This is a genomic window from Priestia sp. YIM B13491 (assembly GCF_042787605.1).
Classification (GTDB): domain Bacteria; phylum Bacillota; class Bacilli; order Bacillales; family Bacillaceae_H; genus Priestia; species Priestia megaterium_E.
The window spans coordinates 57684-81005 of the sequence record NZ_JBHZOR010000005.1 but is presented as its reverse complement, the minus strand read 5'-3'; the positions used below and the strand labels follow the sequence as shown (position 1 = coordinate 81005).

General features: G+C 39.3%; 26 protein-coding genes and 1 riboswitch. Of the genes, 25 read left to right on the top strand and 1 reads right to left on the bottom strand.

From position 1 onward, the window contains the following. The first annotated feature begins 64 nt into the window (after positions 1-64). From ACFX4E_RS18935 to ACFX4E_RS18910, 6 genes are all read left to right on the top strand, one after another. Positions 65-1069: a FecCD family ABC transporter permease gene (locus ACFX4E_RS18935; protein WP_028409617.1), complete on the top strand. Its 1005-nt coding sequence runs from the start codon at positions 65-67 to the stop codon at positions 1067-1069. After that, positions 1066-2115: a FecCD family ABC transporter permease gene (locus ACFX4E_RS18930; protein ID WP_050688951.1), complete on the top strand. Its 1050-nt coding sequence runs from the start codon at positions 1066-1068 to the stop codon at positions 2113-2115. Before ACFX4E_RS18935 ends, ACFX4E_RS18930 begins: the two co-directional genes overlap by 4 nt. A gap of 26 nt (positions 2116-2141) precedes the next feature. Continuing rightward, complete coding sequence (locus ACFX4E_RS18925; protein WP_013059664.1) at positions 2142-2969, top strand: ABC transporter ATP-binding protein; 828 nt, start codon at positions 2142-2144, stop codon at positions 2967-2969. Next, on the top strand, positions 2959-3729 hold the full coding sequence (locus ACFX4E_RS18920; protein WP_028409615.1) for an IucA/IucC family C-terminal-domain containing protein: 771 nt from the start codon (positions 2959-2961) through the stop codon (positions 3727-3729). Before ACFX4E_RS18925 ends, ACFX4E_RS18920 begins: the two co-directional genes overlap by 11 nt. Further along, complete coding sequence (locus tag ACFX4E_RS18915) at positions 3722-3979, top strand: YusU family protein (protein WP_028409614.1); 258 nt, start codon at positions 3722-3724, stop codon at positions 3977-3979. The genes ACFX4E_RS18920 and ACFX4E_RS18915 overlap by 8 nt, the downstream gene beginning before the upstream one ends. Before the next feature lie 173 nt (positions 3980-4152). Continuing rightward, positions 4153-5070, top strand: a complete 918-nt coding sequence (locus ACFX4E_RS18910; protein ID WP_028409613.1) for a proline dehydrogenase family protein — start codon at positions 4153-4155, stop codon at positions 5068-5070. A 79-nt stretch (positions 5071-5149) separates the two neighbouring features. Here ACFX4E_RS18910 and ACFX4E_RS18905 read toward each other — a convergent pair whose 3' ends face one another. Further along, a complete protein-coding gene (locus ACFX4E_RS18905; RefSeq protein WP_013059660.1) occupies positions 5150-5299 on the bottom strand; it encodes a YuzL family protein in 150 nt (49 codons plus the stop codon). Between the two features lie 184 nt (positions 5300-5483). Here ACFX4E_RS18905 and ACFX4E_RS18900 point away from each other — a divergent pair, with 184 nt between their 5' ends. From ACFX4E_RS18900 to ACFX4E_RS18810, 19 genes are all read left to right on the top strand, one after another. Further along, positions 5484-7865 carry a 3-hydroxyacyl-CoA dehydrogenase/enoyl-CoA hydratase family protein gene (locus tag ACFX4E_RS18900; protein ID WP_176524082.1) on the top strand — a complete coding sequence of 794 codons (2382 nt, stop codon included), beginning with the start codon at positions 5484-5486 and terminating at the stop codon, positions 7863-7865. 12 nt (positions 7866-7877) lie between these two features. Beyond that, positions 7878-9056: an acetyl-CoA C-acetyltransferase gene (locus tag ACFX4E_RS18895; RefSeq protein WP_028409611.1), complete on the top strand. Its 1179-nt coding sequence runs from the start codon at positions 7878-7880 to the stop codon at positions 9054-9056. Positions 9057-9079: 23 nt separating this feature from the next. Continuing rightward, entirely contained in the window at positions 9080-10864 is a 1785-nt protein-coding gene (locus ACFX4E_RS18890; protein WP_377238071.1) for an acyl-CoA dehydrogenase family protein, read from the top strand. Between the two features lie 116 nt (positions 10865-10980). Further along, positions 10981-11337, top strand: a complete 357-nt coding sequence (locus ACFX4E_RS18885; protein WP_028409609.1) for an arsenate reductase family protein — start codon at positions 10981-10983, stop codon at positions 11335-11337. Between the two features lie 135 nt (positions 11338-11472). Continuing rightward, on the top strand, positions 11473-11856 hold the full coding sequence (gene gcvH, locus ACFX4E_RS18880) for a glycine cleavage system protein GcvH (RefSeq protein ID WP_013059655.1): 384 nt from the start codon (positions 11473-11475) through the stop codon (positions 11854-11856). 79 nt (positions 11857-11935) lie between these two features. After that, the gene (locus ACFX4E_RS18875) at positions 11936-12181 is read left to right on the top strand and encodes a YusG family protein (RefSeq protein ID WP_013059654.1); all 246 of its coding nucleotides are present in this window, start codon (positions 11936-11938) and stop codon (positions 12179-12181) included. A gap of 181 nt (positions 12182-12362) precedes the next feature. Beyond that, positions 12363-12713, top strand: a complete 351-nt coding sequence (locus ACFX4E_RS18870; RefSeq protein ID WP_013059653.1) for a toprim domain-containing protein — start codon at positions 12363-12365, stop codon at positions 12711-12713. Between the two features lie 14 nt (positions 12714-12727). Next, positions 12728-13027, top strand: coding sequence for a thioredoxin family protein (locus tag ACFX4E_RS18865; protein WP_013059652.1), 300 nt, complete (start codon positions 12728-12730; stop codon positions 13025-13027). A 180-nt stretch (positions 13028-13207) separates the two neighbouring features. Further along, a riboswitch (SAM riboswitch) is annotated at positions 13208-13315 on the top strand. Between the two features lie 131 nt (positions 13316-13446). Beyond that, the gene (locus ACFX4E_RS18860; RefSeq protein ID WP_377238070.1) at positions 13447-14472 is read left to right on the top strand and encodes a methionine ABC transporter ATP-binding protein; all 1026 of its coding nucleotides are present in this window, start codon (positions 13447-13449) and stop codon (positions 14470-14472) included. Continuing rightward, on the top strand, positions 14465-15133 hold the full coding sequence (locus ACFX4E_RS18855) for a methionine ABC transporter permease (RefSeq protein WP_013085342.1): 669 nt from the start codon (positions 14465-14467) through the stop codon (positions 15131-15133). The genes ACFX4E_RS18860 and ACFX4E_RS18855 overlap by 8 nt, the downstream gene beginning before the upstream one ends. A 17-nt stretch (positions 15134-15150) precedes the next feature. Beyond that, positions 15151-15987 (top strand): MetQ/NlpA family ABC transporter substrate-binding protein, encoded by an 837-nt coding sequence (locus tag ACFX4E_RS18850; RefSeq protein ID WP_014457885.1) that lies wholly within the window; start codon positions 15151-15153, stop codon positions 15985-15987. A 121-nt stretch (positions 15988-16108) separates the two neighbouring features. Then, the gene (locus ACFX4E_RS18845) at positions 16109-16474 is read left to right on the top strand and encodes a carboxymuconolactone decarboxylase family protein (RefSeq protein WP_013059648.1); all 366 of its coding nucleotides are present in this window, start codon (positions 16109-16111) and stop codon (positions 16472-16474) included. Positions 16475-16713: 239 nt separating this feature from the next. Beyond that, positions 16714-17499: a Fe-S cluster assembly ATPase SufC gene (gene sufC / locus ACFX4E_RS18840; RefSeq protein WP_013059647.1), complete on the top strand. Its 786-nt coding sequence runs from the start codon at positions 16714-16716 to the stop codon at positions 17497-17499. 17 nt (positions 17500-17516) lie between these two features. After that, complete coding sequence (gene sufD, locus ACFX4E_RS18835; RefSeq protein WP_014457887.1) at positions 17517-18824, top strand: Fe-S cluster assembly protein SufD; 1308 nt, start codon at positions 17517-17519, stop codon at positions 18822-18824. Continuing rightward, a complete protein-coding gene (locus ACFX4E_RS18830; protein WP_013059645.1) occupies positions 18824-20044 on the top strand; it encodes a cysteine desulfurase in 1221 nt (406 codons plus the stop codon). The genes sufD and ACFX4E_RS18830 overlap by 1 nt, the downstream gene beginning before the upstream one ends. Further along, positions 20034-20468: a Fe-S cluster assembly sulfur transfer protein SufU gene (gene sufU / locus ACFX4E_RS18825; RefSeq protein ID WP_013085338.1), complete on the top strand. Its 435-nt coding sequence runs from the start codon at positions 20034-20036 to the stop codon at positions 20466-20468. Before ACFX4E_RS18830 ends, sufU begins: the two co-directional genes overlap by 11 nt. Before the next feature lie 45 nt (positions 20469-20513). Further along, positions 20514-21911: a Fe-S cluster assembly protein SufB gene (gene sufB / locus ACFX4E_RS18820; RefSeq protein ID WP_016765826.1), complete on the top strand. Its 1398-nt coding sequence runs from the start codon at positions 20514-20516 to the stop codon at positions 21909-21911. A gap of 101 nt (positions 21912-22012) precedes the next feature. Beyond that, positions 22013-22867 (top strand): DUF72 domain-containing protein, encoded by an 855-nt coding sequence (locus ACFX4E_RS18815; protein WP_377238069.1) that lies wholly within the window; start codon positions 22013-22015, stop codon positions 22865-22867. 132 nt (positions 22868-22999) lie between these two features. Next, positions 23000-23302: a YunC family protein gene (locus tag ACFX4E_RS18810; RefSeq protein ID WP_028409608.1), complete on the top strand. Its 303-nt coding sequence runs from the start codon at positions 23000-23002 to the stop codon at positions 23300-23302. The last annotated feature ends 20 nt before the right edge of the window (positions 23303-23322 follow it).

The window sequence follows — 23322 nt, the reverse complement described above, 5'->3', positions numbered from 1 at the left end:
TTCAATGTTTCCTAAACTAAAGGTTAGATATATATAGGAATCATCTTAGAGGAGAGCAATGAAAATGATGCTACGCAGTGTTCAAATGAAAGTAATGGGGCTCATCATTGGAATCATGCTGCTTTTAATCTGTATTGGATTAAGTATCGTACTCGGATACACAGATACAAGTATCAAGACAGCATTTGAAGCTTTTCAAGCGTTTAACGGTTCGAATGAGCACATAGTTATTCAAAATATTCGATTGCCGCGCGCTATAATCGGTGCTGTGGTAGGTATTTGTTTAGGAATTGCAGGAGCAATGATGCAGGCGTTAACGAAAAACCCACTTGCTTCACCGGATATTATTGGTGTGAACGCTGGGGCCAGCTTTTTTATTGTTGTTGCAGTGATGATTTTTTCGGTCAATTCACTTCAAGCTTTTACGTGGATTGCATTTGTAGGAGCGGCATTAACCGTAGTGGTTGTCTATTTTCTTGGATCCCTCGGAAAAGAAGGATTAACGCCTATTAAATTGACGCTCGCAGGAGCGGCTATTGCAGCCTTTTTCTCTTCTTTAACACAAGGACTGCTGGCTGTGGATGAATCTTCGCTTGATCAAGTTCTTTTTTGGCTGGCTGGATCTGTGCAAGGACGCAAGGTGGAAATGCTGTATGGCATACTGCCTTATATAGTACCAGCAATCATTGTCACGTTTTTTATCGCTTCAAAAATTAATATTTTAACGATTGGTGAAGATGTAGCTAAAGGATTAGGTCAAAGAACGATTCTTGTCAAAATTATAAGCGGCATCATTATTGCCATTTTAGCTGGTGGAGCCGTTGCAGTAGCCGGTCCGATTAGCTTTGTCGGAATTATTGTTCCTCATGTTGTAAGAGCAATTGTAGGACAAGATTATCGTTGGGTATTTCCCTATAGTGCGGTTGCCGGAGGCATCTTAATTTTATTAGCCGATGTTGCAGCCAGGTATGTCATTATGCCTCAAGAAATCCCTGTTGGAGTCATGACTGCTGTTATTGGTACGCCTTTCTTTATCTATATGGCAAGGAAAGGGGCAAAGGCGTCATGAAAACATACTTATCTCTTCGCTTAAAGAGAATTTCATTTTTGGTTAACATAAAAGCAGCTCTGATCATTATTGGATTTTCAGCTGCACTTGTTGCTCTCTTTTTATTGAGTGCAGGTACGGGTGACTTATTTATTAATCCACTTCGTGTGATTAACATTTTAGCGGGTCATGGATTGGAGTTTGAACGATTAGTTGTTACATCTTTTAGACTTCCACGCATTATTGTTGCCATTTGTGCCGGTATTTGTCTAGCTATTGCAGGCGCTATCTTGCAGGGGCTTGTGAGAAATCCGCTTGCTTCACCAGACTTAATTGGATTAACAGGAGGAGCGTCAGTCGGTGTAGTGTTATTTTTGACACTATTTAGTGATAAAAGCAACTCGTTAACCGTAAGTATTAATTGGATGCCTGTTAGCGCATTTTTAGGTGCAGTGGCAGTGGCGCTTTTACTTTATGTGTTTGCCTGGAAAAATGGCGTCTCTCCTATTACACTAGTATTAATAGGAATTGGATTAACAGCGTTAACGAAAGCCATGACCACGCTGTTTATGATTATGGGTCCTATCTATCGCGCCAGTCAGGCAAATATTTGGATCACAGGAACGGTGTATGGTTCAAATTGGGCCAGTGTTTCCGTACTAGTTCCTGTTACAATAGGGCTAGTTATAATCACGATTTTAATGATTCGAAATTTAAATGTTCAAGAATTAGGTGAAGAAATTGCGACTAACGTTGGAAGTCGCGTTCAAAAAAATCGATTGGCACTATTGCTGATGAGTACAGCTTTAACAGGAAGCGCCGTTGCATTTGCCGGCGGAATTAGCTTTGTAGGATTGCTTGCTCCACATATTGCCCGAAAGCTGGTAGGTTCTTCATTCGGCGCTTTAATACCGCTATCGGCATTAATCGGAGCGATTTTAATCACAGCAGCAGATTTAATTGGCCGAACATTTTTCTTGCCAATCGAAGTGCCAGCAGGTGTATTTACAGCTGCAATTGGCGCACCGTACTTCATTTATTTACTATACAAACAAAGAAACGTATAGCATTCTTTGTAGAAGGAGCGATTCGCATGCATTCGTTAGAAACAAAATCGCTAACATTATCATATGGAGAAGCGATGATTATAGATGAGCTTGACGTTACCATCCCAAAGGGTGAGATTACGGTCTTTATCGGCAGTAATGGATGCGGAAAATCTACACTGCTGCGTTCACTAGCAAGGTTATTGAAGCCACATGCCGGCTCTATTTTACTAGAAGGCTCTAAAATTTCCTCTCTTCCGACAAAGGAAATTGCAAAGCAGCTAGCAATTCTTCCACAAGGTCCTGTTGCACCTGAAGGGTTGACCGTGCTGCAGCTTGTTAAACAAGGGCGCTATCCGTATCAAAATTGGTTCCGTCAGTGGTCTCAAGAAGATGAAGAAAAAGTACAAAATGCACTCGAGGCAACAGGTTTAGCAGACTTGGCTGATCGTCAAGTTGATTCGCTTTCTGGAGGACAGCGTCAGCGCGCATGGATTGCCATGACATTAGCACAAGATACGGATATTATTTTACTTGATGAACCGACAACGTATTTAGATATGACACATCAAATTGAGATCTTGGACTTGTTATTTGAATTGAATGAAAAAGAAAATCGTACCATCGTAATGGTGCTGCACGATTTAAACTTAGCCTGCCGCTATGCTCATCATATTGTGGCGCTTCAAGATAAAAAAATCTATGCACAGGGAAGACCAGAAGAAGTCATTAACTGCGATTTAGTACAGCGAGTCTTTAATATGAACTGTGAAGTGACGGTGGATCCGTTATTTGGAACGCCTCTTTGTATTCCTCATGGGCGCGGACGATGTATTGTGAATAAGCTGCGCGTTGAAACGCAGCATGCTCAATAAGAAAGAGCAAAGCGAGTTAGCAGAAAAATTCCGCTGTACGTTTAAAGATAACTCGCTGTACAGGTTGTCTCCCTCCAGCTGCATGGATGAAAGCACGCTGCGGATGCAGCTGCTATGGATTCAACAGACGATGGAGGCTGATAACTTGAGAGCAGCTGCCTCCATGTTAGCTAAGCGGTATAGCTTTGTTGTGGTGGCGGCTTTGTATTCATTTATTGTGTTTCAAAAAAAGATAAATGCATCGACTAAAAATGTTTCGTTGCATACAGAAGACGCTGAAACAATGTGGCTCCCAAAAGTGTTCATCTCAGAAACTGAGACGAAAGAAGTAACAGAGGACAATCAGAAGATTCTTCTTGATGAACTTCTTGATGAATTGTTTGCTCATCACATTGAGCCGATATGGTCATCGCTGCATAAAGTGACAAAAATCTCGAAGCTGACGCTGTGGGAAAACGTAGCTGTTTATATCCACTGGCTTTATGATTTGCTTTTAGCAAATGAAGAAATAGAAAATGTGCAAGTGCAAAAGAATTTACGATACGTGTTGGAAGAAGCTGAGGGTCATCACTTTGGTTCATACCATCATAATCCGCTTTCTCGGTACAGTTCACCTCCTCCATATGTAAAGAAGCAAAAGCAGGAGATAAGGGTTCGGCAAACGTGCTGTTTATCTTACCAAACAGGAGCTAAAGAGACTTATTGTCAAACGTGTCCGGTTATTTGTAAACCAAAGAAAGGAGTGATTGTGCATGAATAAAACCTTTCAAGAGCAATTCGACGGTTTGATTGAAAAGTATACAGAACTAATGGTCGGTGAAAGTGACGAGCAGCTACAAGAAAAAGTAAAAATGTGGGCACTTTACAACCATATCTCAAAATCCATGCCGCCTTTAACCAAGCATTGGAATCAATTATATCCAGAAGCAAAAGCGGAAATGGTCGAGATTGTAAAGGAAATCAAAGAGCTGAATGAAGCGCATCGAGCGTCACAGCGAAAACCAGAATAAAAACATTCATCACGAAGCTGATGGATGTTTTTTTATCCAAAAGCTCCCGGTCGCTTTTTGGTTTTGTGTGCATACGTTAATAAAGGGTGCCTATCTAGTTTAAAAAATGGTAAAATTAATGATAATTAAATAAATTTTGTGAGGCGTATGACAAGTGAAGGCGGGGGGTTGCTTTGGAACAAACGATAAGAAACTTTTTTTTATTGTTATCAAAAAGCAAAAAGTTAACAAAGCTGGCTAAGCGCTATGGCTTACGTTTTGGAGCAGCAAGGTTTGTTGCAGGGGAAACCATCGATGAAGCTGTTAGTGTGATAAAAAAGCTAAATGAACAGGGATTAAAAGTAACGGTTGATTATCTTGGCGAGTTTGTGGAAAGTGAAGTTGAAGTGGATCATGCTGCAGCTCAATGCATAAAGGCTATTCACCTTATACACAAAGAAAGATTAGATTCAGAAATTTCTTTAAAATTAACGTCTATGGGACTGGATATTTCAGAAGATTTGGCCCTTCATCATATGCGGCGTATTCTTGAAGAAGCGGAAAAACATAGCGTATTTGTGACGATTGATATGGAGGACTATAAGCGATGCAGCAAGACGATTAAGCTATTTAAACAATTAAAAAATGAGTATGAACACGTAGGGACGGTGCTTCAAGCATACTTATATCGAACAGAAAGTGACATCCGTGAATTAGATGCGTATGCTCCTAAATTAAGGTTAGTGAAAGGGGCATACAAAGAAGCAGCAGACGTGGCGTTTCCTGATAAAGAAGACGTGGACGAAAACTTTCAAAACATCATTGGACTTCACTTATTAAACGGTCACTACACAGCAGTTGCTACTCACGATGAACGAATCATTCAGTATACAAAAGAGTTTGTTAAAAAACATGGAATTTCAATGAATCAGTTTGAGTTTCAGATGCTATACGGGATTCGATCAGAAAGGCAAGTTCAGCTCGTAGCAGAACAATATAAAATGAGAGTGTACGTTCCTTATGGAACGGACTGGTATGGGTACTTTATGAGGCGCCTTGCAGAAAGACCTGCAAATGTCGCATTTGTCTTAAAAGGAATCGTAAAAAAATAATAATGAAATGGTCGTGATGACAAAGTAAGAAATAATCAAAAATCGAACATGATTCGATTACTCATGTTCGATTTTGAGGTTAATGTCCTTGAGTGTTATGCTTTGTGTACTGTTGGTTTTGAGATGTCTTTTTGCCGCGGCCGTGCGGTTCATTAACCGGTCCAGCATTTCCTTTAACGCTTGCTGCGCTTACGCCTGCTGACGATGGATCCTTCTTTAATTTGCTCACAAAATCACCTCCTGTGTATTAAGATAACCAAACACATTAAAAATAGTTAGAGATAATATTGTGAATATATTGCGAAAATTTAAAAAATGTTTTATAGTAAAAACAGAGATTAACAGTGACTCTCTTTTTTTACGCATAAAATGAATGACCATTCATTCAATATATTAAAGGGGATGTGGGGATAATTATGAACATAAAAAAAGCCGCCGTTTTAGGTTCAGGAGTTATGGGCTCTGGAATTGCAGCTCATTTAGCGAATGTAGGAATTCCAACGCTTTTGCTAGACGTGGTTCCAACTTCATTAACAGCAGACGAGGAAAAAAAACAGCTAACGCTTGAAGATAGGCAAGTGAGAAATCGGTTGAGTACAACTGCTGTAGCTAAATTAACGAAGCAAAAACCGGCGCCTTTAACGTCTAAGTCATCACTATCGTTGATTACGCCAGGAAACCTTGAAGATCATTTACAGCAGTTAAGCGACTGTGATTGGATTATTGAAGTAGTAGTGGAACGTCTTGATATTAAACAGCAGTTGTTTGAAAAAATTGACAGTGTACGAAAAAAAGGAAGTATTGTAAGTTCAAACACTTCAGGAATATCGATCCACGAAATGGCTAAAGGACGCTCAGAAGATTTTAAAGCGCATTTTTTAGGAACGCACTTTTTTAATCCACCGCGTTATTTAAAGTTATTAGAAATCATTCCAACTCATGACACAAAATCAGAAATTGTTGAATATATGAAAACGTTTGGTGAAGATGTATTAGGTAAAGGAGTAGTTATTGCAAAAGATACGCCTAACTTTATCGCCAACCGTATCGGTACGTACGGTTTACTTGTGACCGTTCAAGAAATGTTAAAAGGTAATTACAGCGTGGGAGAAGTTGACTCTGTGACGGGCCCCTTAATTGGAAGACCAAAAAGCGCAACGTTTCGAACACTAGACGTAGTGGGACTAGACACATTTATTCATGTGGCTAACAATGTATTTGACAAAGTAGAAGGCAAAGAAAAAGAAGTGTTCGATGTCCCTTTATTTATGAAACAAATGCAGGAAAATGGCTGGCTGGGAAGCAAGTCGGGGCAAGGCTTCTTTTTAAAGAAAGGCAAGGAAATTTTAGAACTTGATCCTAGTACACTTCAATACGTTGAGAGAAAGAAGTTAAAAACAGCTTCTACCGAATTAAGCAAGCAGGCAAAAGGGCTGCAAAATAAAATGAAAGCGCTTATATATTCTGATGATCGTGCCGGACAGCTTCTTTGGAATGTGATCAGTCCCGTTCTTGTATATGCAGCACAGTTAAAAAATGAAATCGCCGACGATATCGTGGCCATTGATCAAGCTATGAAGTGGGGATTTGGCTGGAAAATGGGTCCTTTTGAGACGTGGGATGCAATTGGTTTAGAAAAGTCAATTGAGAAGATGGAGCAGTCTGGTTTAGCAGTTCCGCAGTGGGTAAAACAAATGCAGGAAAATGGATTTACAAGCTTCTATAAAGAAATGGAAGGTCAAACGCTTTACTACGAAGATGAAGAGTATAAAGCGGTAAAAGAAAATAAAAAGGTGATTCACCTGTCATCTTTACGTTCTCAAAATAATGTCATTTTAGAAAACAGCGGAGCGAGTTTAATTGATTTAGGAGATGATGTGGCGTGCCTGCAGTTCACCTCTCCTAACAATGCAATCGGGCTAGATATTATTAGCTTATTAAATCAGTCTCTTGAAGAAGTGAATAAGAACTATAAAGGACTGGTCATAGGAAATCAAGGGAAAAATTTCTGCGTTGGGGCTAACTTAGCTATGATTTTAATGGAAGCACAAGATGACAATTATTTTGAAATTGAATTTGTCATTAAACAATTTCAACAGGCAATGATGAAGGTGAAATACAACGAAAAGCCGGTTGTTGCAGCTCCATTTGCGATGACGCTTGGAGGCGGAGCAGAAATTTGCTTACCGTCAGCTAAAATCCAAGCTTCTGCTGAAACTTACATGGGCCTTGTAGAAGTAGGAGTCGGACTTATTCCTGGTGGAGGAGGTAATAAGGAGCTTTATATCAAACAGTTAAATGGTTTACCGAACGGTGTAACGCTCGATCTTCAGCAAATTGCCAATAAAACATTTGAAACAATTGCTACTGCAAAAGTATCTGCTTCTGCTGCAGAAGCTAGACAGCTAAACTTTTTAAATCGCCATGATGGCATCAGCGTAAACGGAGATCATTTGCTGAATGATGCGAAGAACTCAGTCCTTGCTTTACATGACACGGGCTATAAACCACCTGTAAGAACTAAAATTCCTGTGGTTGGAGAAACAGGATATGCAACGTTGCTGCTAGGAGCTCAATCCATGAAATATTCAGGATATATATCAGAACATGATTATAAAATTGCTAGCAAGTTAGCATTTGTGTTAGCCGGAGGACGTGTAGCGTTCGGTTCGGAAGTTGATGAAGAGTATTTGCTGGACTTAGAGAGAGAAGCATTTTTAAGTCTTGTTGGTGAAGCGAAGTCTCAAGAACGTATGCAGCACATGTTAGTTAAAGGAAAACCACTGCGTAATTAAGGGGGAGAAAAAATGAGAGAAGCAGTTATTGTAGCAGGTGCTAGGACACCGGTCGGAAAAGCAAAAAAAGGTTCACTGGCAAGTGTTAGACCTGATGATTTGGGAGCCATCGCGGTTAAAGAAACTCTTCGCCGAGCAGGCGGATACGAAGGACCAATTGATGATTTAATTATTGGTTGTGCGATGCCTGAAGCAGAACAAGGTTTGAATATGGCTCGAAATATTGGCGCTCTTGCGGGTTTGCCTTATACGGTGCCAGCAATAACGATTAATCGTTATTGTTCGTCAGGTTTGCAAAGTATTGCCTACGGTGCAGAACGAATTATGCTAGGGCAAGCCAAAGCAGTGTTAGCTGGAGGAGCAGAATCAATGAGTTTTGTTCCGATGTTTGGAAACGTAGCGCGTCCGAATGTTCAGCTGGTTGAAAATGCGCCGGAATATTATATGGGCATGGGACATACAGCAGAACAAGTGGCGATGAAATACGGCATTTCACGTGAAGACCAGGATGCGTTTGCTGTACGCAGCCATCAAAAAGCAGCAAAAGCACTTCAAGAAGGGAAGTTTAACGACGAAATTGTTCCGGTGGAAGTGACGCTTCGAAAAGTGGATGAAAACAATAAGCTCCGTGAACAAAAGCTGATGTTCTCTCAAGATGAAGGAGTTCGTCCCGGCACAACTGCAGACGTATTAGGAAAACTTCGTCCAGCTTTTTCGGTTAAAGGATCCGTAACAGCTGGAAACTCTTCGCAGACAAGTGACGGAGCTGCATCCGTTTTTCTAATGGATAAAGAACAAGCTGAAGCAGAAGGGTTAAAGCCTTTGCTTAAGTTTCGCTCATTTGCAGTTGGAGGAGTTCCGCCTGAAGTAATGGGGATTGGCCCGATAGCTGCCATTCCTAAAGCTCTTAAACTAGCAGGGCTGGAGCTTTCTGATATTGGATTGTTTGAATTAAATGAAGCATTTGCTTCTCAAGCACTTGGCGTTATTCGTGAATTAAATATTAATGAAGATAAAGTAAATGTAAACGGAGGCGCTATTGCCTTAGGTCATCCATTAGGCTGTACCGGAGCTAAGCTGACTCTTAGCTTAATGCACGAAATGCAGCGTCGAAATGAGCAGTTTGGAATTGTCACGATGTGTATTGGCGGAGGAATGGGAGCTGCTGGTGTATTTGAATTGTTAGCATAATCATTTCAAAGGGGGATATGAACATGTCAAATAAAACAAAACAAATGATTAAAGGTGGAAGCTTTTTAATTGAAGAAGGTGATGCAAGCCGCGTCTACACGCCGGAGGATTATACATCTGAACAAAAGATGATTGCCAAGACGACAGATGAATTTGTAGAAAATGAAGTCCTTCCACAAGTGGAATATTTAGAAAAGCATGAGTTTGACCGTTCTGTAAAGTTATTAAAACAAGCTGGTGAATTAGGCTTGCTTGGTGCAGATGTACCGGAAGAATACGGTGGACTCGGTTTAGATAAAATTACCTCGGCTTTAATTGCTGAAAAAATGTCTCGAGCAGGCGGGTTTTCCATCACTCATGGTGCTCACGTAGGAATTGGGTCATTGCCAATCGTCTTATTTGGAACAGAAGAGCAAAAGCAAGCATATTTACCTGCTTTAGCAGTTGGGGAAAAAATAGCAGCATATGCGTTAACAGAACCTGGTTCTGGTTCCGATGCCCTCGGTGCTCGAACAACAGCTCGCCTTAACGCAGAAGGCACACACTATGTGTTAAATGGAGAAAAGCAGTGGATTACGAATGCCGGATTTGCTGATGTGTTCGTGGTGTATGCGAAAATCGACGGCGATAAATTTTCTGCTTTTATCGTTGAACGCGAATTTCCAGGTGTTTCGGTTGGACCGGAAGAGAAGAAAATGGGAATCAAAAGCTCCTCAACCAGAACGTTGATTCTTGAAGATGCGCTTGTTCCAAAAGAAAACGTGTTAGGTGAAGTTGGCAAAGGGCATGTGATTGCGTTTAACATTTTAAATATTGGGCGCTACAAGCTTGGAGTTGGAGCAGTTGGAGCAGGGAAACGTGCGTTAGAAATCACGTCTCAATATGTTAACCAGCGTCAGCAGTTTAAAACGCCCATTGCTAAATTTTCATTAACCCAAGAAAAAATAGCAACAATGGCTTCTAAATTGTACGCAACTGAAAGCTCCGTCTATCGTACGGTAGGACTTTTTGAAGACCATATGGGCCAGCTTTCAGAAGAACAGCAAAAAGACGGAAAACAAATTGCCGCTTCCATTGCTGAATATGCCATTGAATGCTCATTAAACAAAGTGTTTGCCACGGAATCTCTTGACTACATCGTAGATGAAGGGGTGCAGCTTCACGGAGGCTATGGTTTTATGAGTGAGTATGAAATTGAGCGCCTGTATCGTGATTCCCGCATTAACCGTATTTTTGAAGGAACAAATGAAATTAATCGTCTCTTAGTACCAGGCACGTATTTACGCAAAGCGCTAAAAGGAGAGCTTCCGCTGCTTCAAAAAGCACAAACGCTTCAAGAAGAATTGATGATGCTTATGCCGCAGGAAGTAGGCAATGAGCCGTTAGATCAAGAAAAAATGCTTGTGCAAAATGGGAAGAAAATTGCGCTCTTGCTTTTAGGTCTAGCTGCACAGAAATACGGTAAAGAATTAGAGAAAGAACAAGAAATTCTCGTTAATATTTCCGATATGATTAGTAACGTATATGCAATGGAATCCACTGTTTTACGTACTGAAAAAGCGATTTCCAAAACAGGTGCAGATCAAAACAGCTTGAAGGTAAAATATACGCAAGTATTTTGCCAAGAAGCATTTAATCGAATTGAAGCAGATGCAAAAGAAACGTTAATTGGCGTTGAACAAGGTGATACGCTTAGAGTCATGCTTTCGTCTCTTCGCAAGTTAACGCGCTATACACCAATCAATGTGATTAGCTTAAAGCGCGAGATTGCAAAAACGCTTCTAGAAGTAGAGAAGTTCACAGTTTAAGGGAAAAAGGAGCTCGTTTTACGAGCTCCTTTTTGTTTAAGAAGCCTCTATCTAGGTAAATGATAAAGGATGTGTTAAAATACGAAAAAAGCTTAAAATAAAGGGTGGTTGACGAAATGTCATTATTTTTTTATTCATATCCAAAGTGTGGCACGTGCCGAAAAGCCAAGAAGTGGCTGGATGATAACGGAGTAGCGTATGAAGAAATTCATATTGTAGAAAGCCCGCCAACAAAAGAGCAGCTGCAATCTTATTATCAGAACAGCGGCTTAGAATTAAAAAAATTCTTTAATACAAGCGGTAAAAAATATCGCGAATTAGGGCTTAAAGATAAAGTAAGCAGTGCGAGTGAAGACGAACTGCTGTCTATTCTTGCGTCAGATGGCATGTTAATTAAGCGTCCGCTGCTAACAGATGGACAAAAAGTAACGCTTGGCTTCAAAGAAGAGCAGTTTGAGGACGTGTGGAAGTAAGTTTTCAAATAGAAAATTTTTACCTTTTACGTTACACTGTTAATAGGAAGTTATTTTAGGTTGTAGAAAGTGTTCTCCACGTTGAAGGCGCTTTTTATATAAACAAATTACGATACATATTTTGGAGGGATTAAGATGAGTACACCAAAAGATTTGCGTTATTCTGAAGAGCATGAATGGGTAAAAACAGAAGGAGACGTTGTCCGCGTAGGTATTACGCATTTCGCTCAAGCTGAGCTTGGCGACATCGTATTCGTTGAACTGCCAGAAGTAGGAGCAACAGTAGAAGCTGACGAGCCGTTTGGCAGCGTTGAATCAGTAAAAACAGTTTCTGAGCTTTACGCACCAATTAGCGGTGAAGTTGTAGCAGTAAACGATAACTTAAGCGATAGCCCTGAACTTGTTAATGAATCTCCATACGAAGAAGCATGGATGATTACAATCAAACCGTCTGATGCTTCTCAAGTAGACAAGCTAATGACAGCAGAGCAATACGAAGAAATGACAAACGAAGGATAATACTCCTCCATAAATTGTCTTTATGAAAAGTTTTTGACTGGACACTCTATTAGTAAACAAGCTAAAGGAGTGTCTTTTTATGTTTGAAAAACAAAAAATGGACGTTACAGATCGCGTTACAGCTAAATTTCATGACGGCGGCATGAAATTATATGTTGATAAGCAGCCAATTGGTGAAGTTAGTTACGGAACAAGCGGCAATGAATACCGCTTTGAAGAAGGGTATTCGCAAGAAAATAATAAATTCTACCAATATACAGATGTACAAAAGCAAGGTGAAACGCAAAAATATACAGACTGCGACGAAGAAGCAGGATGGTGCTAAACAGTGGCAACTGCCGCTGTTTTTCTTGTTTTATGGAAACAATATGGCTTAAGCTGCCTTTTAAAACAGTTCTTTCTTGCAAATTTCTTTTAAAAAACAGGTGAACTGTGATACATTAACGAATATTGTATAGCATAAAGAAATGATGTTACTATACAACTGACGATTATGGGTGATGAGAATGGGGCTAATTGAAATTGAAAAAGTAATTATTGTCGAAGGAAAATCAGATAAAAAACGTATCCAAGATATCATTCGAGAACCAATTGAAATTATCTGTACAAACGGTACGATTAGTTTATCAAAGCTGGATGAAATTATTGACTTTACGTTTAACAAAGAGGTATACATACTCGTTGACTCTGATGATTCAGGGAATAAGCTAAGAAAACAATTTAAACGAGAGCTTCCGGAAGCAGAGCATCTATATATTGATAAAATGTACCGAGAGGTTGCTGCCGCCCCTAGACATCACATAGCAACAGTATTACTGAGTGCCAATATCGATGTTAATGCAGAATTTTTAACATAAAAGGAATGAGCAACATGCAAGAATGGAGCGAAAAACAGCTTGACGATCAGTTAAAAGAAGGACAAAGAGCGTTTATCTTTTTCCATACACCTTTTTGCGGGACATGTCAGCTGGCAAAAAAAATGTTAACCGTAGCAGAAGCAATGCTGCCTGGTGTGACCATCGGAATGAGCAATTTAAATTATATGCCTTCAAAAGCAGAAGTATTTTCAATTGAAAGTGTACCTTGTTTGATTGAAGTGAAAAATGGCGAAATGGTAAAAAAACTCTATGCGTTTCATTCCATCGAGCACGTACTTGAAGAGCTTCGATAATCAAACGTTTGTTTAAAATGAAGAAATGGAACGAGAGCAAACCGTTGGGGCTGTTGAAATCTTGGGATATTATCCCAAGAACAAAATCTGTTGACAGCCTATCTGACACATGCTAAAATCACACTCATGAATGTTCATAAATGAATGAATATTTCCCAAAAACAAAATAATTGTTGCGAACTCTTATCAAGAGAGGTGGAGGGACTGAGCCCTGTGAAACCCGGCAACCGTCAGACTAACTGAAATGGTGCCAATTCCTGCAAAGCTATGCGCTTTGAAAGATGAGAGAAAGGATTAAATATCGAGCCTTTCTGTCATGCGCAGAGAGGCTTTTTTAATGGGGAAAATTGTTTTACGGCTTTTTCATCCTATAGGGCAACCTAACATAATTAAGTTTTTACTAAAGAAGGTGAAGAAATATGATTACATTAACAGACGTTACAAAAATTTATCAGGCTAAAAGCGGTCAAGTAACAGCTGTTGATAATGTGAATTTAACCGTTAACCAAGGTGAAATTTACGGAATTATTGGTTATAGCGGAGCGGGTAAAAGTTCTTTAATTCGCTTGCTAAACGGGTTAGAAACACCAACGACAGGAACGGTCGAAGTAGCAGGTAATGATATTGGAAAAATTAAAGGCGGAAAACTCAGAAAAGCTAGACAAGAAATTAGTATGGTGTTTCAGCACTTTAATATCTTGTGGTCGCGTACGGTGCGAGAAAATATTGCCTTTCCGTTAGAAATAGCAGGGATCTCAAAAGAAAAAAGAATGAAACGAGTAGACGAGCTTATCAAGCTAGTCGGGCTTGAAGGGCGTGAAAATGCTTATCCATCACAGCTTAGCGGTGGTCAAAAGCAGCGTGTTGGTATTGCTAGAGCGCTAGCCAATAACCCAAAAGTATTGCTGTGTGATGAAGCAACATCAGCGCTTGATCCTCAAACGACAGATTCTATTTTAGATCTGTTAGTAGATATTAATGAGAAGCTAGGGTTAACCATTGTACTCATTACTCATGAAATGCACGTTATTCGTAAAATTTGTCATCGAGTAGCTGTTATGGAAAATGGGGCAGTGGTAGAAGAAGGGCAAGTGCTAGAAGTATTCAGAAAACCTAAGCAGGCGATTACAAAGCGATTTGTTCAACAGATTTCTGAACCAGAAGAAACGTTTGAAACAATTGAACAAGTACAGGAGTTATATCCAAGCGGGCAAATTATTCAGCTGACGTTTGTTGGCGGAAAAGCAGAGCAACCGCTCATTACAACGATTTTAAAACAGTTTGATGTAACGATTAATATTTTGCAAGGAAAGATTTCTCATACACAAACAGGTTCATACGGAACGTTGTTCGTTCATTTAGACGGAGAATTAACAGAAGTTGAAAAAGTCATTGCATACATTCATGAGCAGCAGGTAGAAGTGGAGGTAATGACAAATGCTTGAGAAACTATTTCCAAACGTTATTTTAGATGATTTTATTCAAGCGACAAATGAAACACTATATATGACGGCTATTTCAGTTATAGCCACGTTTGTTCTAGGTATTTTATTGGGCTTGCTTTTATTTTTAACGTCCAAAGGACAGCTTTGGCAAAACAAACCTTTATATGCCATTGTGTCAGCAGTTGTAAATATCTTTCGTTCCATTCCATTCATTATTTTAATTGTTTTACTGATTCCATTTACCAAAGCATTGGTAGGAAGTATTTTAGGCGCTAATGCAGCGTTACCTGCTTTAATTGTTGGAGCAGCACCATTTTATGCGCGTCTTGTAGAAATTGGTCTGCGCGAAATTGATAAAGGTGTTATTGAAGCTGCTAAATCAATGGGAGCAACAACAAGCACTATTATCTTTAAAGTGCTGTTACCTGAATCGCTGCCAGCTTTAATTTCTGGTTTGACGGTAACGACGATTGCGTTAGTCGGTTATACGGCAATGGCGGGTGTGATTGGAGCTGGAGGTCTCGGGAATCTTGCATATTTAGAAGGATTCCAGCGCAGTCATAATGATGTAACGCTAGCTGCTACGATCTTAATTTTGATTATTGTATTTATTATCCAACTTATTGGAGATGCGATTACTGCAAAAATTGATAAAAGATAAAGGGAGGATTATTTATTATGAAAAAATGGCTTTCGGCTTTAGCATTAACATCTGCGCTAGTAGTAGGATTAGCTGCATGTGGATCTAACAATGGATCAAAAGATGAAAAGAAAATTGTTGTGGGTGCATCTAATACGCCCCATGCTGAAATTTTAGAACAAGCAAAACCGATTTTAGAAAAACAAGGAATCGACTTGGAAATTAAAAAATTCCAAGATTACATCTTACCGAACACAGCTCTTGCAAACAATGAAATTGATGCAAACTACTTCCAGCACGTTCCTTATATGAATTCAGTGCTAAAAGATCACAAGGGTGAAAAAGGGTATGATTTTGTAAGTGCCGGTGCCATTCACATTGAACCAATCGGTATCTACTCTAAAAAATATAAAAGCTTAAAAGATCTTCCGAAAAACGGCACAGTTATTATGCGTGATGCAGTAGCAGAGCAAGGACGTATTTTATCAATTTTTGAAAAAGCTGGCGTAATCAAATTAAAACCAGGCGTAAAGAAAACAGATGCACAAATTAAAGATATCGTAGAAAACCCGAAGAATTTAAAATTTAAAGCCGATGTTGAAGGCGGATTGCTACCTCAGATGTACAAAAACAATGAAGGTGACGCTGTTGTTATCAATGCTAACTATGCTATCGATGCTGGCTTAGATCCAGTAAAAGATCCAATCGCAGTGGAAAGCAAAGAAAATAACCCTTATGCAAACATCATTACGGTTCACAAAGGCGACGAAAATAAAGATACAGTGAAAGCTTTAGTGAAAGTTCTTCACTCTAAAGAAATTCAAGACTACATTAAAGAAAAATACAAAGGCGGAGTACTGCCGGTAAATAAATAATAGAAGAAAAGCGCTTGCCCACTCTGGGCAAGTGCTTTTTTGTATGCGGGAAAACGAATAACTCTTATTTTTCTCACGCATACTAACCGTGAAAACTTTACTGATGATGGGAGCTGACGTTATGCAGCAAGAAGCACGTCATTCAACTGAGCAAGCACTTCATGATTATAAAATGGGTGTTGGGAAATTTAGCGAAAAATTGCCGGAAGTAACAAAAACGTTTAATGCGTTTACTGAAGCATGTTTTGGAGAAGGTTCTCTTTCTAAAAAAGAAAAGCAGTTAATCGCGCTAGGAATCAGCGTAGTAGCTCAAGACGAGTACTGTATGATTTATCATACAAAAGGCTGCATCGATCAAGGCGCAACTGAGCAAGAAATTTTAGAAGCATGCGGAGTGTCAGCAGCATTTGGCGGAGGCGCAGCGATGAGTCAGTCCGTTACGCTTGTCCAAGAGTGTATTTCAGAACTGACTAGTCACACGCACTAAGTAAATAAAGTGAGTAAAAAAGCTTGTCTTAGAAGGCTCTATGGAGTCTTTTAAGGCAACTTTTTTATGAGTGGATTTAGTCTTGAAAAACGTACATAATGGTTTAAAACCTTTTGGGTCAAAAGGTTGCTATAAGTTTTCATTTGTTATAAGATTGTAATGAGAATAAAATGAGAATAATTAAAAAGATATAGGTATATCGTTTTTTACTATATACGTCTATAACTGGAGGTTTTAATATGGCAGGGTCAACTTTAACAATTAAAGATCTTCATGTTGCAATTGAAGGTAAAGAAATTTTAAAAGGTGTTAATTTAGAAGTTAAGGGCGGCGAAATCCATGCAATCATGGGACCAAACGGTACTGGTAAATCAACATTATCTTCAGCAATCATGGGACATCCTAAATACGAGGTTACACAAGGAAGCATCACGCTAGACGGCGAAGATGTACTTGAGATGGAAGTAGATGAGCGCGCTCGTGCAGGTCTATTCCTAGCTATGCAATATCCAAGTGAAATCAGCGGGGTAACAAATGCAGACTTCTTACGTTCAGCAATTAATGCTCGTCGTGAAGAAGGAGAAGAAATTTCACTAATGAAATTCATCCGTCAATTAGACAAAAACATGGATTTCTTAGAAATGGATCAAGATATGGCTCAGCGTTACCTAAACGAAGGTTTCTCTGGCGGTGAGAAGAAACGTAATGAAATTCTTCAATTAATGATGCTTCAACCAGGAATTGCAATTTTAGATGAAATCGACTCTGGTTTAGATATCGATGCGTTAAAAGTTGTATCAAAAGGTATTAATGAACTGCGCGGCAGCGAGTTTGGTTGCTTAATGATTACTCACTACCAACGTTTACTAAACTACATTACACCAGATAAAGTTCACGTTATGATGCAAGGTCGCGTTGTAAAATCAGGCGGACCAGAATTAGCACAGCGTCTAGAGGCAGAAGGTTATGACTGGATCAAACAAGAATTAGGTATTGAAGACGAAACTGTAGAGCAAGAAGCTTAAGAGTTAGGAGGATCTCTATGACTATTGATACGAAATTACCATTTGATCAAGAGTACATCAGCAGCTTTTCAAAAGAAGCTAATGAACCAAGTTGGCTGCTAGATCTTCGCTTACAAGCTCTTGCGAAAGCAGAAGATCTTGCACTTCCAAAGCCAGATAAAACAAACATTTCGAAATGGAACTTTACTGCATTTGACAAGCACACTTCACAGGCAAGCACAATCTCATCTGTAGACGAGCTTCCAGAAGTGGTTAAAGCATTGATTGATACAGAAGCTGTTAAAAATCTATATGTTCAGCGTGACCAAACAGCTGCATATTCAACATTAACAGAAGAGCTAAAGTCTCAAGGCGTTATCTTCACAGATATTCAAACAGCTGCTAAAGAGCATAGCGACCTTGTTGAGAAGTACTTCATGAAAGACGGAGTTAAAGTAGATGAGCACCGTTTAACTGCATTAAACGCAGCGTTATTAAACGGCGGTGTATTCGTGTACGTTCCTAAAAATGTAGAAGTACAAGAGCCGCTTCAAGCTGTATTTGTCCGTGAAGATGAAGAAGCTGCTTTATTCAACCATGTGATTGTTGTAGCTGAAGACAACAGCTCAGTAACATATGTAGAAAACTACATTGCTACTGCTGAAGAGTCAAACGGTGTTGTCAATATCGTGACGGAAGTATTTGCTAACAGCAATGCAAAAGTAACATTTGGGGCTGTTGACTACTTAGCTAAAGGTACAACTACTTATGTGAACCGCCGCGGCGTAGCGGGCAAAGACGGTCGCATTGAGTGGGCTTTAGGCTTAATGAGTGAAGGAAATACAGTTTCAGAAAATACAACGTATCTAATGGGCGATGGTTCATATGGAGATACAAAAACGGTAACAGTTGGACGTGGAGAGCAGTCTCAAAACTTAACAACAAGTATCGTACATTTTGGAAAACATTCTGAAGGCTACATTTTAAAACACGGCGTTATGAAAGAAAGCGCGTCTTCAATCTTTAACGGTATCGGTAAAATTGAACACGGTGCGTCTAAATCAAACGCTGAGCAAGAATCTCGTGTGTTAATGTTAAGTGAAAAAGCACGTGGAGACGCAAACCCAATTCTTCTAATTGATGAAGACGATGTAACAGCAGGACACGCTGCATCTGTTGGACGCGTAGATCCAATTCAGCTTTACTACTTAATGAGCCGCGGTATTCCGCAAACAGAAGCAGAACGTCTAGTTATCCACGGATTCTTAGCACCAGTTGTAAACGAGTTGCCAATCGAAACGGTTAAAAAGCAATTAACAGATTTAATTGAAAGGAAAGTTCGATAATGAATATCTCTGATATTCGTAAACAATTTCCTATTTTAGACCAAGAGGTAAATGGCAGCCCACTCGTTTATTTAGACAGTGCAGCAACTTCACAAAAGCCGCTTGCTGTAATTGAAGCAATTGAGAAGTATTATAAAGAATATAACTCAAACGTACACCGAGGTGTTCACACGCTTGGTACAAGAGCAACAGACGGATACGAAGGCGCTCGTGAAAAGGTTCGTAAGTTTATTAATGCAAAATCAACGGAAGAGATTATCTTTACGCGCGGTACAACGACAGCTCTTAATACAGTAGCTGCAAGCTATGGCCGTGCTAATCTCAAACCTGGTGATGAAATTGTGATTACTTATATGGAGCATCACAGCAACATCATTCCTTGGCAGCAAGTTGCCAAGGAAACAGGTGCAACGTTAAAATATATTTCATTAACAGAAGATCATGCACTTTCACTAGAAGAGGTAAAAAGCACGATTACATCCAACACCAAAATTGTATCGATTATGCAAGTATCTAACGTATTGGGCACGATTAACCCAGTAAAAGAGATTGCAGAAATTGCACATGCTAACGGTGCAGTAATGGTTGTGGATGGTGCGCAAAGTACGCCTCATATGAAGGTGGATGTACAAGATTTAGACTGTGATTTCTTTGCTTTCTCTGGACATAAAATGGGCGGACCGACTGGAATCGGCGCTCTTTATGGAAAGAAAGAGCTTCTTGAAAAAATGGAACCAATCGAGTTTGGCGGCGAAATGATTGACTTCGTAAACCTATACGAATCAACGTGGAAAGAGCTTCCTTGGAAATTTGAAGGAGGTACGCCAATCATTGCAGGTGCAATTGGTTTAGGTGCAGCGATTGATTTCTTAGAAGAAGTTGGTTTAGATAACATTCAAGCACATGAGCACAAGTTAGCGCAGTATGCACTGGATCGCTTATCGCAAGTAGATGGAATTACGATTTACGGACCGAAAGAGCGAGCGGGTGTTGTGACGTTTAATATTGAAGATGTGCATCCGCACGACGTTGCAACAGTAGTAGACGCTGATGGAATTGCGATTCGTGCAGGTCATCACTGTGCGCAGCCGCTGATGAAATATTTAAACGTATCTTCTACTGCACGTGCAAGCTTCTATTTGTATAACACGGAAGAAGAAGTAGATAAATTGGTGTCATCATTAATAAAAACGAAGGAGTATTTTACAAATGGCTTTTAATAATTTAGATACTCTCTATCGTCAAGTAATTATGGACCATTATAAAAATCCGCGTAATCGTGGAACGTTGAATGAAGATACTGTGAACATTCATATGAATAACCCGACGTGTGGAGACCGCATTGAACTTTCTTTAAAAGTAGAGGACGGCAAAGTGGTGGATGCAAAGTTCGAAGGTGAAGGATGTTCAATTTCAATGTCATCAGCTTCAATGATGACACAAGCAATTAAAGGTCAAGAAGTAGACAAAGCGTTTAAAATGGCCCATATCTTCTCTGACATGATGCAAGGTAAAGAGTATGATGATAGTATAGATTTAGGAGATATTGAAGCACTTCAAGGTGTAGCAAAATTTCCTGCGCGTATTAAATGTGCAACATTAGCGTGGAAAGCGATGGAAAAAGGTCTTAACGAACAAAAATAAGACCTTCATTCATTCCCAATCCTATCAAGTAGGGGGTAATAAAAGATGGCTAAAAAAATGCCAGAAATCGGCGATTATAAATATGGATTTTCCGATAAAGACGTATCAATTTTCCGCTCTAAACGCGGTTTAACAAAAGAAATCGTAGAAGAAATTTCTCGTATGAAAGAGGAACCACAATGGATGCTTGACTTCCGTTTGAAATCTCTAGAGCACTTCTACAACATGCCAATGCCACAGTGGGGCGGAGACATGGCAAGCTTAGACTTTGATGAAATTACGTACTACGTAAAACCATCTGAGAAGTCTGAACGCTCTTGGGATGAAGTTCCTGAAGAAATTAAACAAACGTTTGATAAACTTGGTATTCCTGAAGCAGAGCAAAAGTATCTTGCGGGTGTATCAGCTCAGTACGAATCTGAAGTTGTTTATCACAATATGAAAGAAGATCTTGAAGCACAAGGTATCGTATTTAAAGATACGGATACGGCGCTAAAAGAAAACGAAGATATTTTCCGTGAGCATTTTGGAAAAGTTATCCCGCCAACGGATAACAAATTCTCTGCACTTAACTCGGCGGTTTGGTCTGGTGGATCATTCATTTACGTACCAAAAGGCATAAAAGTAGATACACCATTACAAGCTTATTTCCGTATTAACTCTGAAAATATGGGACAGTTTGAGCGTACGTTAATTATTGCTGATGAAGGCTCACACGTCCACTATGTAGAGGGCTGTACAGCACCTGTTTATACAACAAACTCTCTTCACAGTGCCGTTGTAGAAATCATCATCAAAAAAGATGCGTATTGCCGCTATACAACAATTCAAAACTGGGCGAACAACGTATACAACCTTGTAACAAAACGCGCGGTTTGTGAAGCAAACGCAACAATGGAATGGATTGATGGAAACATTGGTTCTAAGTTAACAATGAAATATCCAGCTGTTATCTTAAAAGGTGAAGGCGCACGTGGTATGACATTATCTATTGCCCTTGCTGGTAAAGGACAGCACCAAGATGCTGGTGCAAAAATGATTCACTTAGCACCGAACACATCTTCAACGATCGTATCAAAATCAATTTCAAAACAAGGCGGTAAAGTAACATACCGCGGTATCGTACACTTCGGCCGTAAAGCAGAAGGTGCACGTGCGAACATTGAGTGTGATACGCTAATTATGGATAATCAATCAACTTCTGATACAATTCCGTACAATGAGATTTTAAACGATAACATCTCACTTGAGCATGAAGCGAAGGTATCGAAAGTATCTGAAGAACAATTATTCTATCTAATGAGCCGCGGTATTTCTGAAGAAGAAGCAACAGAAATGATTGTAATGGGCTTTATTGAGCCATTTACAAAAGAGCTTCCAATGGAATATGCAGTAGAAATGAACCGTCTAATCAAATTTGAAATGGAAGGTTCAATCGGTTAATAATAGAAAAAACTCGTTTGCTGTTTATGCAAACGAGTTTTTTTGTATCGTTTGTATTAAAATAAAGAAAAGCGAAGCTAAGAAAATAGAGGAGGAATGGCATGATTTATATTGGAGTCACAGGCTGGGGAGATCATGATTCATTATATGAAGCGGGTGTTTCTTCAAGAGACAAGCTTGCCGTATATGCAGGCCATTTTCCAATTGTTGAAGTCGATTCATCTTTTTATGCAATTCAACCAACATCAAATGTAGAAAAATGGGTGAACGATACACCGGAATCTTTTCGTTTTGTGGTAAAAGCCTATCAAGGTATGACAGGCCATATGAGAGAAGGAAATCCGTTTGATAGCAAAGAAGAAATGTTTCATGCGTTTTTAGAATCAGTGAAGCCTTACTTAACATCGAATAAGCTTGGTATGATTTTATTTCAAATGCCACCTTGGTTTGACTGTACAAAAGAAAATGTAGCCTATTTGAGATATAGCCGCGAGAAGTTTGGCGATTTGCCAGTAGCGCTTGAGTTTCGAAATCAATCTTGGTTTAAGCCATTTTTCTATGATAAAACGTTAACGTTTATGGAACAAGAGAAGTGGATTCATGGTATTTGTGATGAACCGCAGGCAGGAGAAGGATCTATTCCAATTGTGATTCATGCTACAGATAAACAAAAAACACTTATCCGTTTTCACGGACGAAACGTACACGGTTGGAACAAGCCCGCAGAAGGCAATTGGCGAGCAGTAAGGTTTTTGTATCGTTACAATGAAAAAGAGCTCCTAGAGTGGAAAGAACGTCTTGAAAAGCTGCAAAAACAAACGAAGGACATTTACCTGTTATTTAATAATAACTCCGGCGGAGATGCTGTACATAATGCCAAACAGCTCATGAGTTTATTAAATATTGAATATGAAAATTTAGCTCCTAAACAATTAGATTTTTTTAATGAATTTTAGCACTGAGTCCTATAAAAGTTTATATAAGTAAGGAAGAAGGAATATAAACGTCAAATAGGTAGAAAAGTATATGTAAAACCTCACTTTTTTTCTTTCAACATCATAAATTGATTAAGAAAGGAGTGAGTTATTATGATCACCTTAGTGCCTATCGTAATTGAAGGTCATACGTTTAATGCAGTTACCGTATTGCTTCCAAAAACAACTCTGTTAACAATTTCATCAGATAAAGGGTACATTATGTGCGGAGCACTAGACGTAGGTCTATTAAATGATAAATTAGCTGATCGTCAAATAATAGCTGGAAGAGCTGTAGGTGTACGTACAATTGAGCAGCTTCTTGAAGCGCCTCTTGAATCTGTAACGCTTGAAGCTGAAAAAAGAGGGATTTTTAAAGGAACAATTGGCAAAGATGCTTTATTGAAAATGCTTTAATATAGTGAAAAATTTAAGAT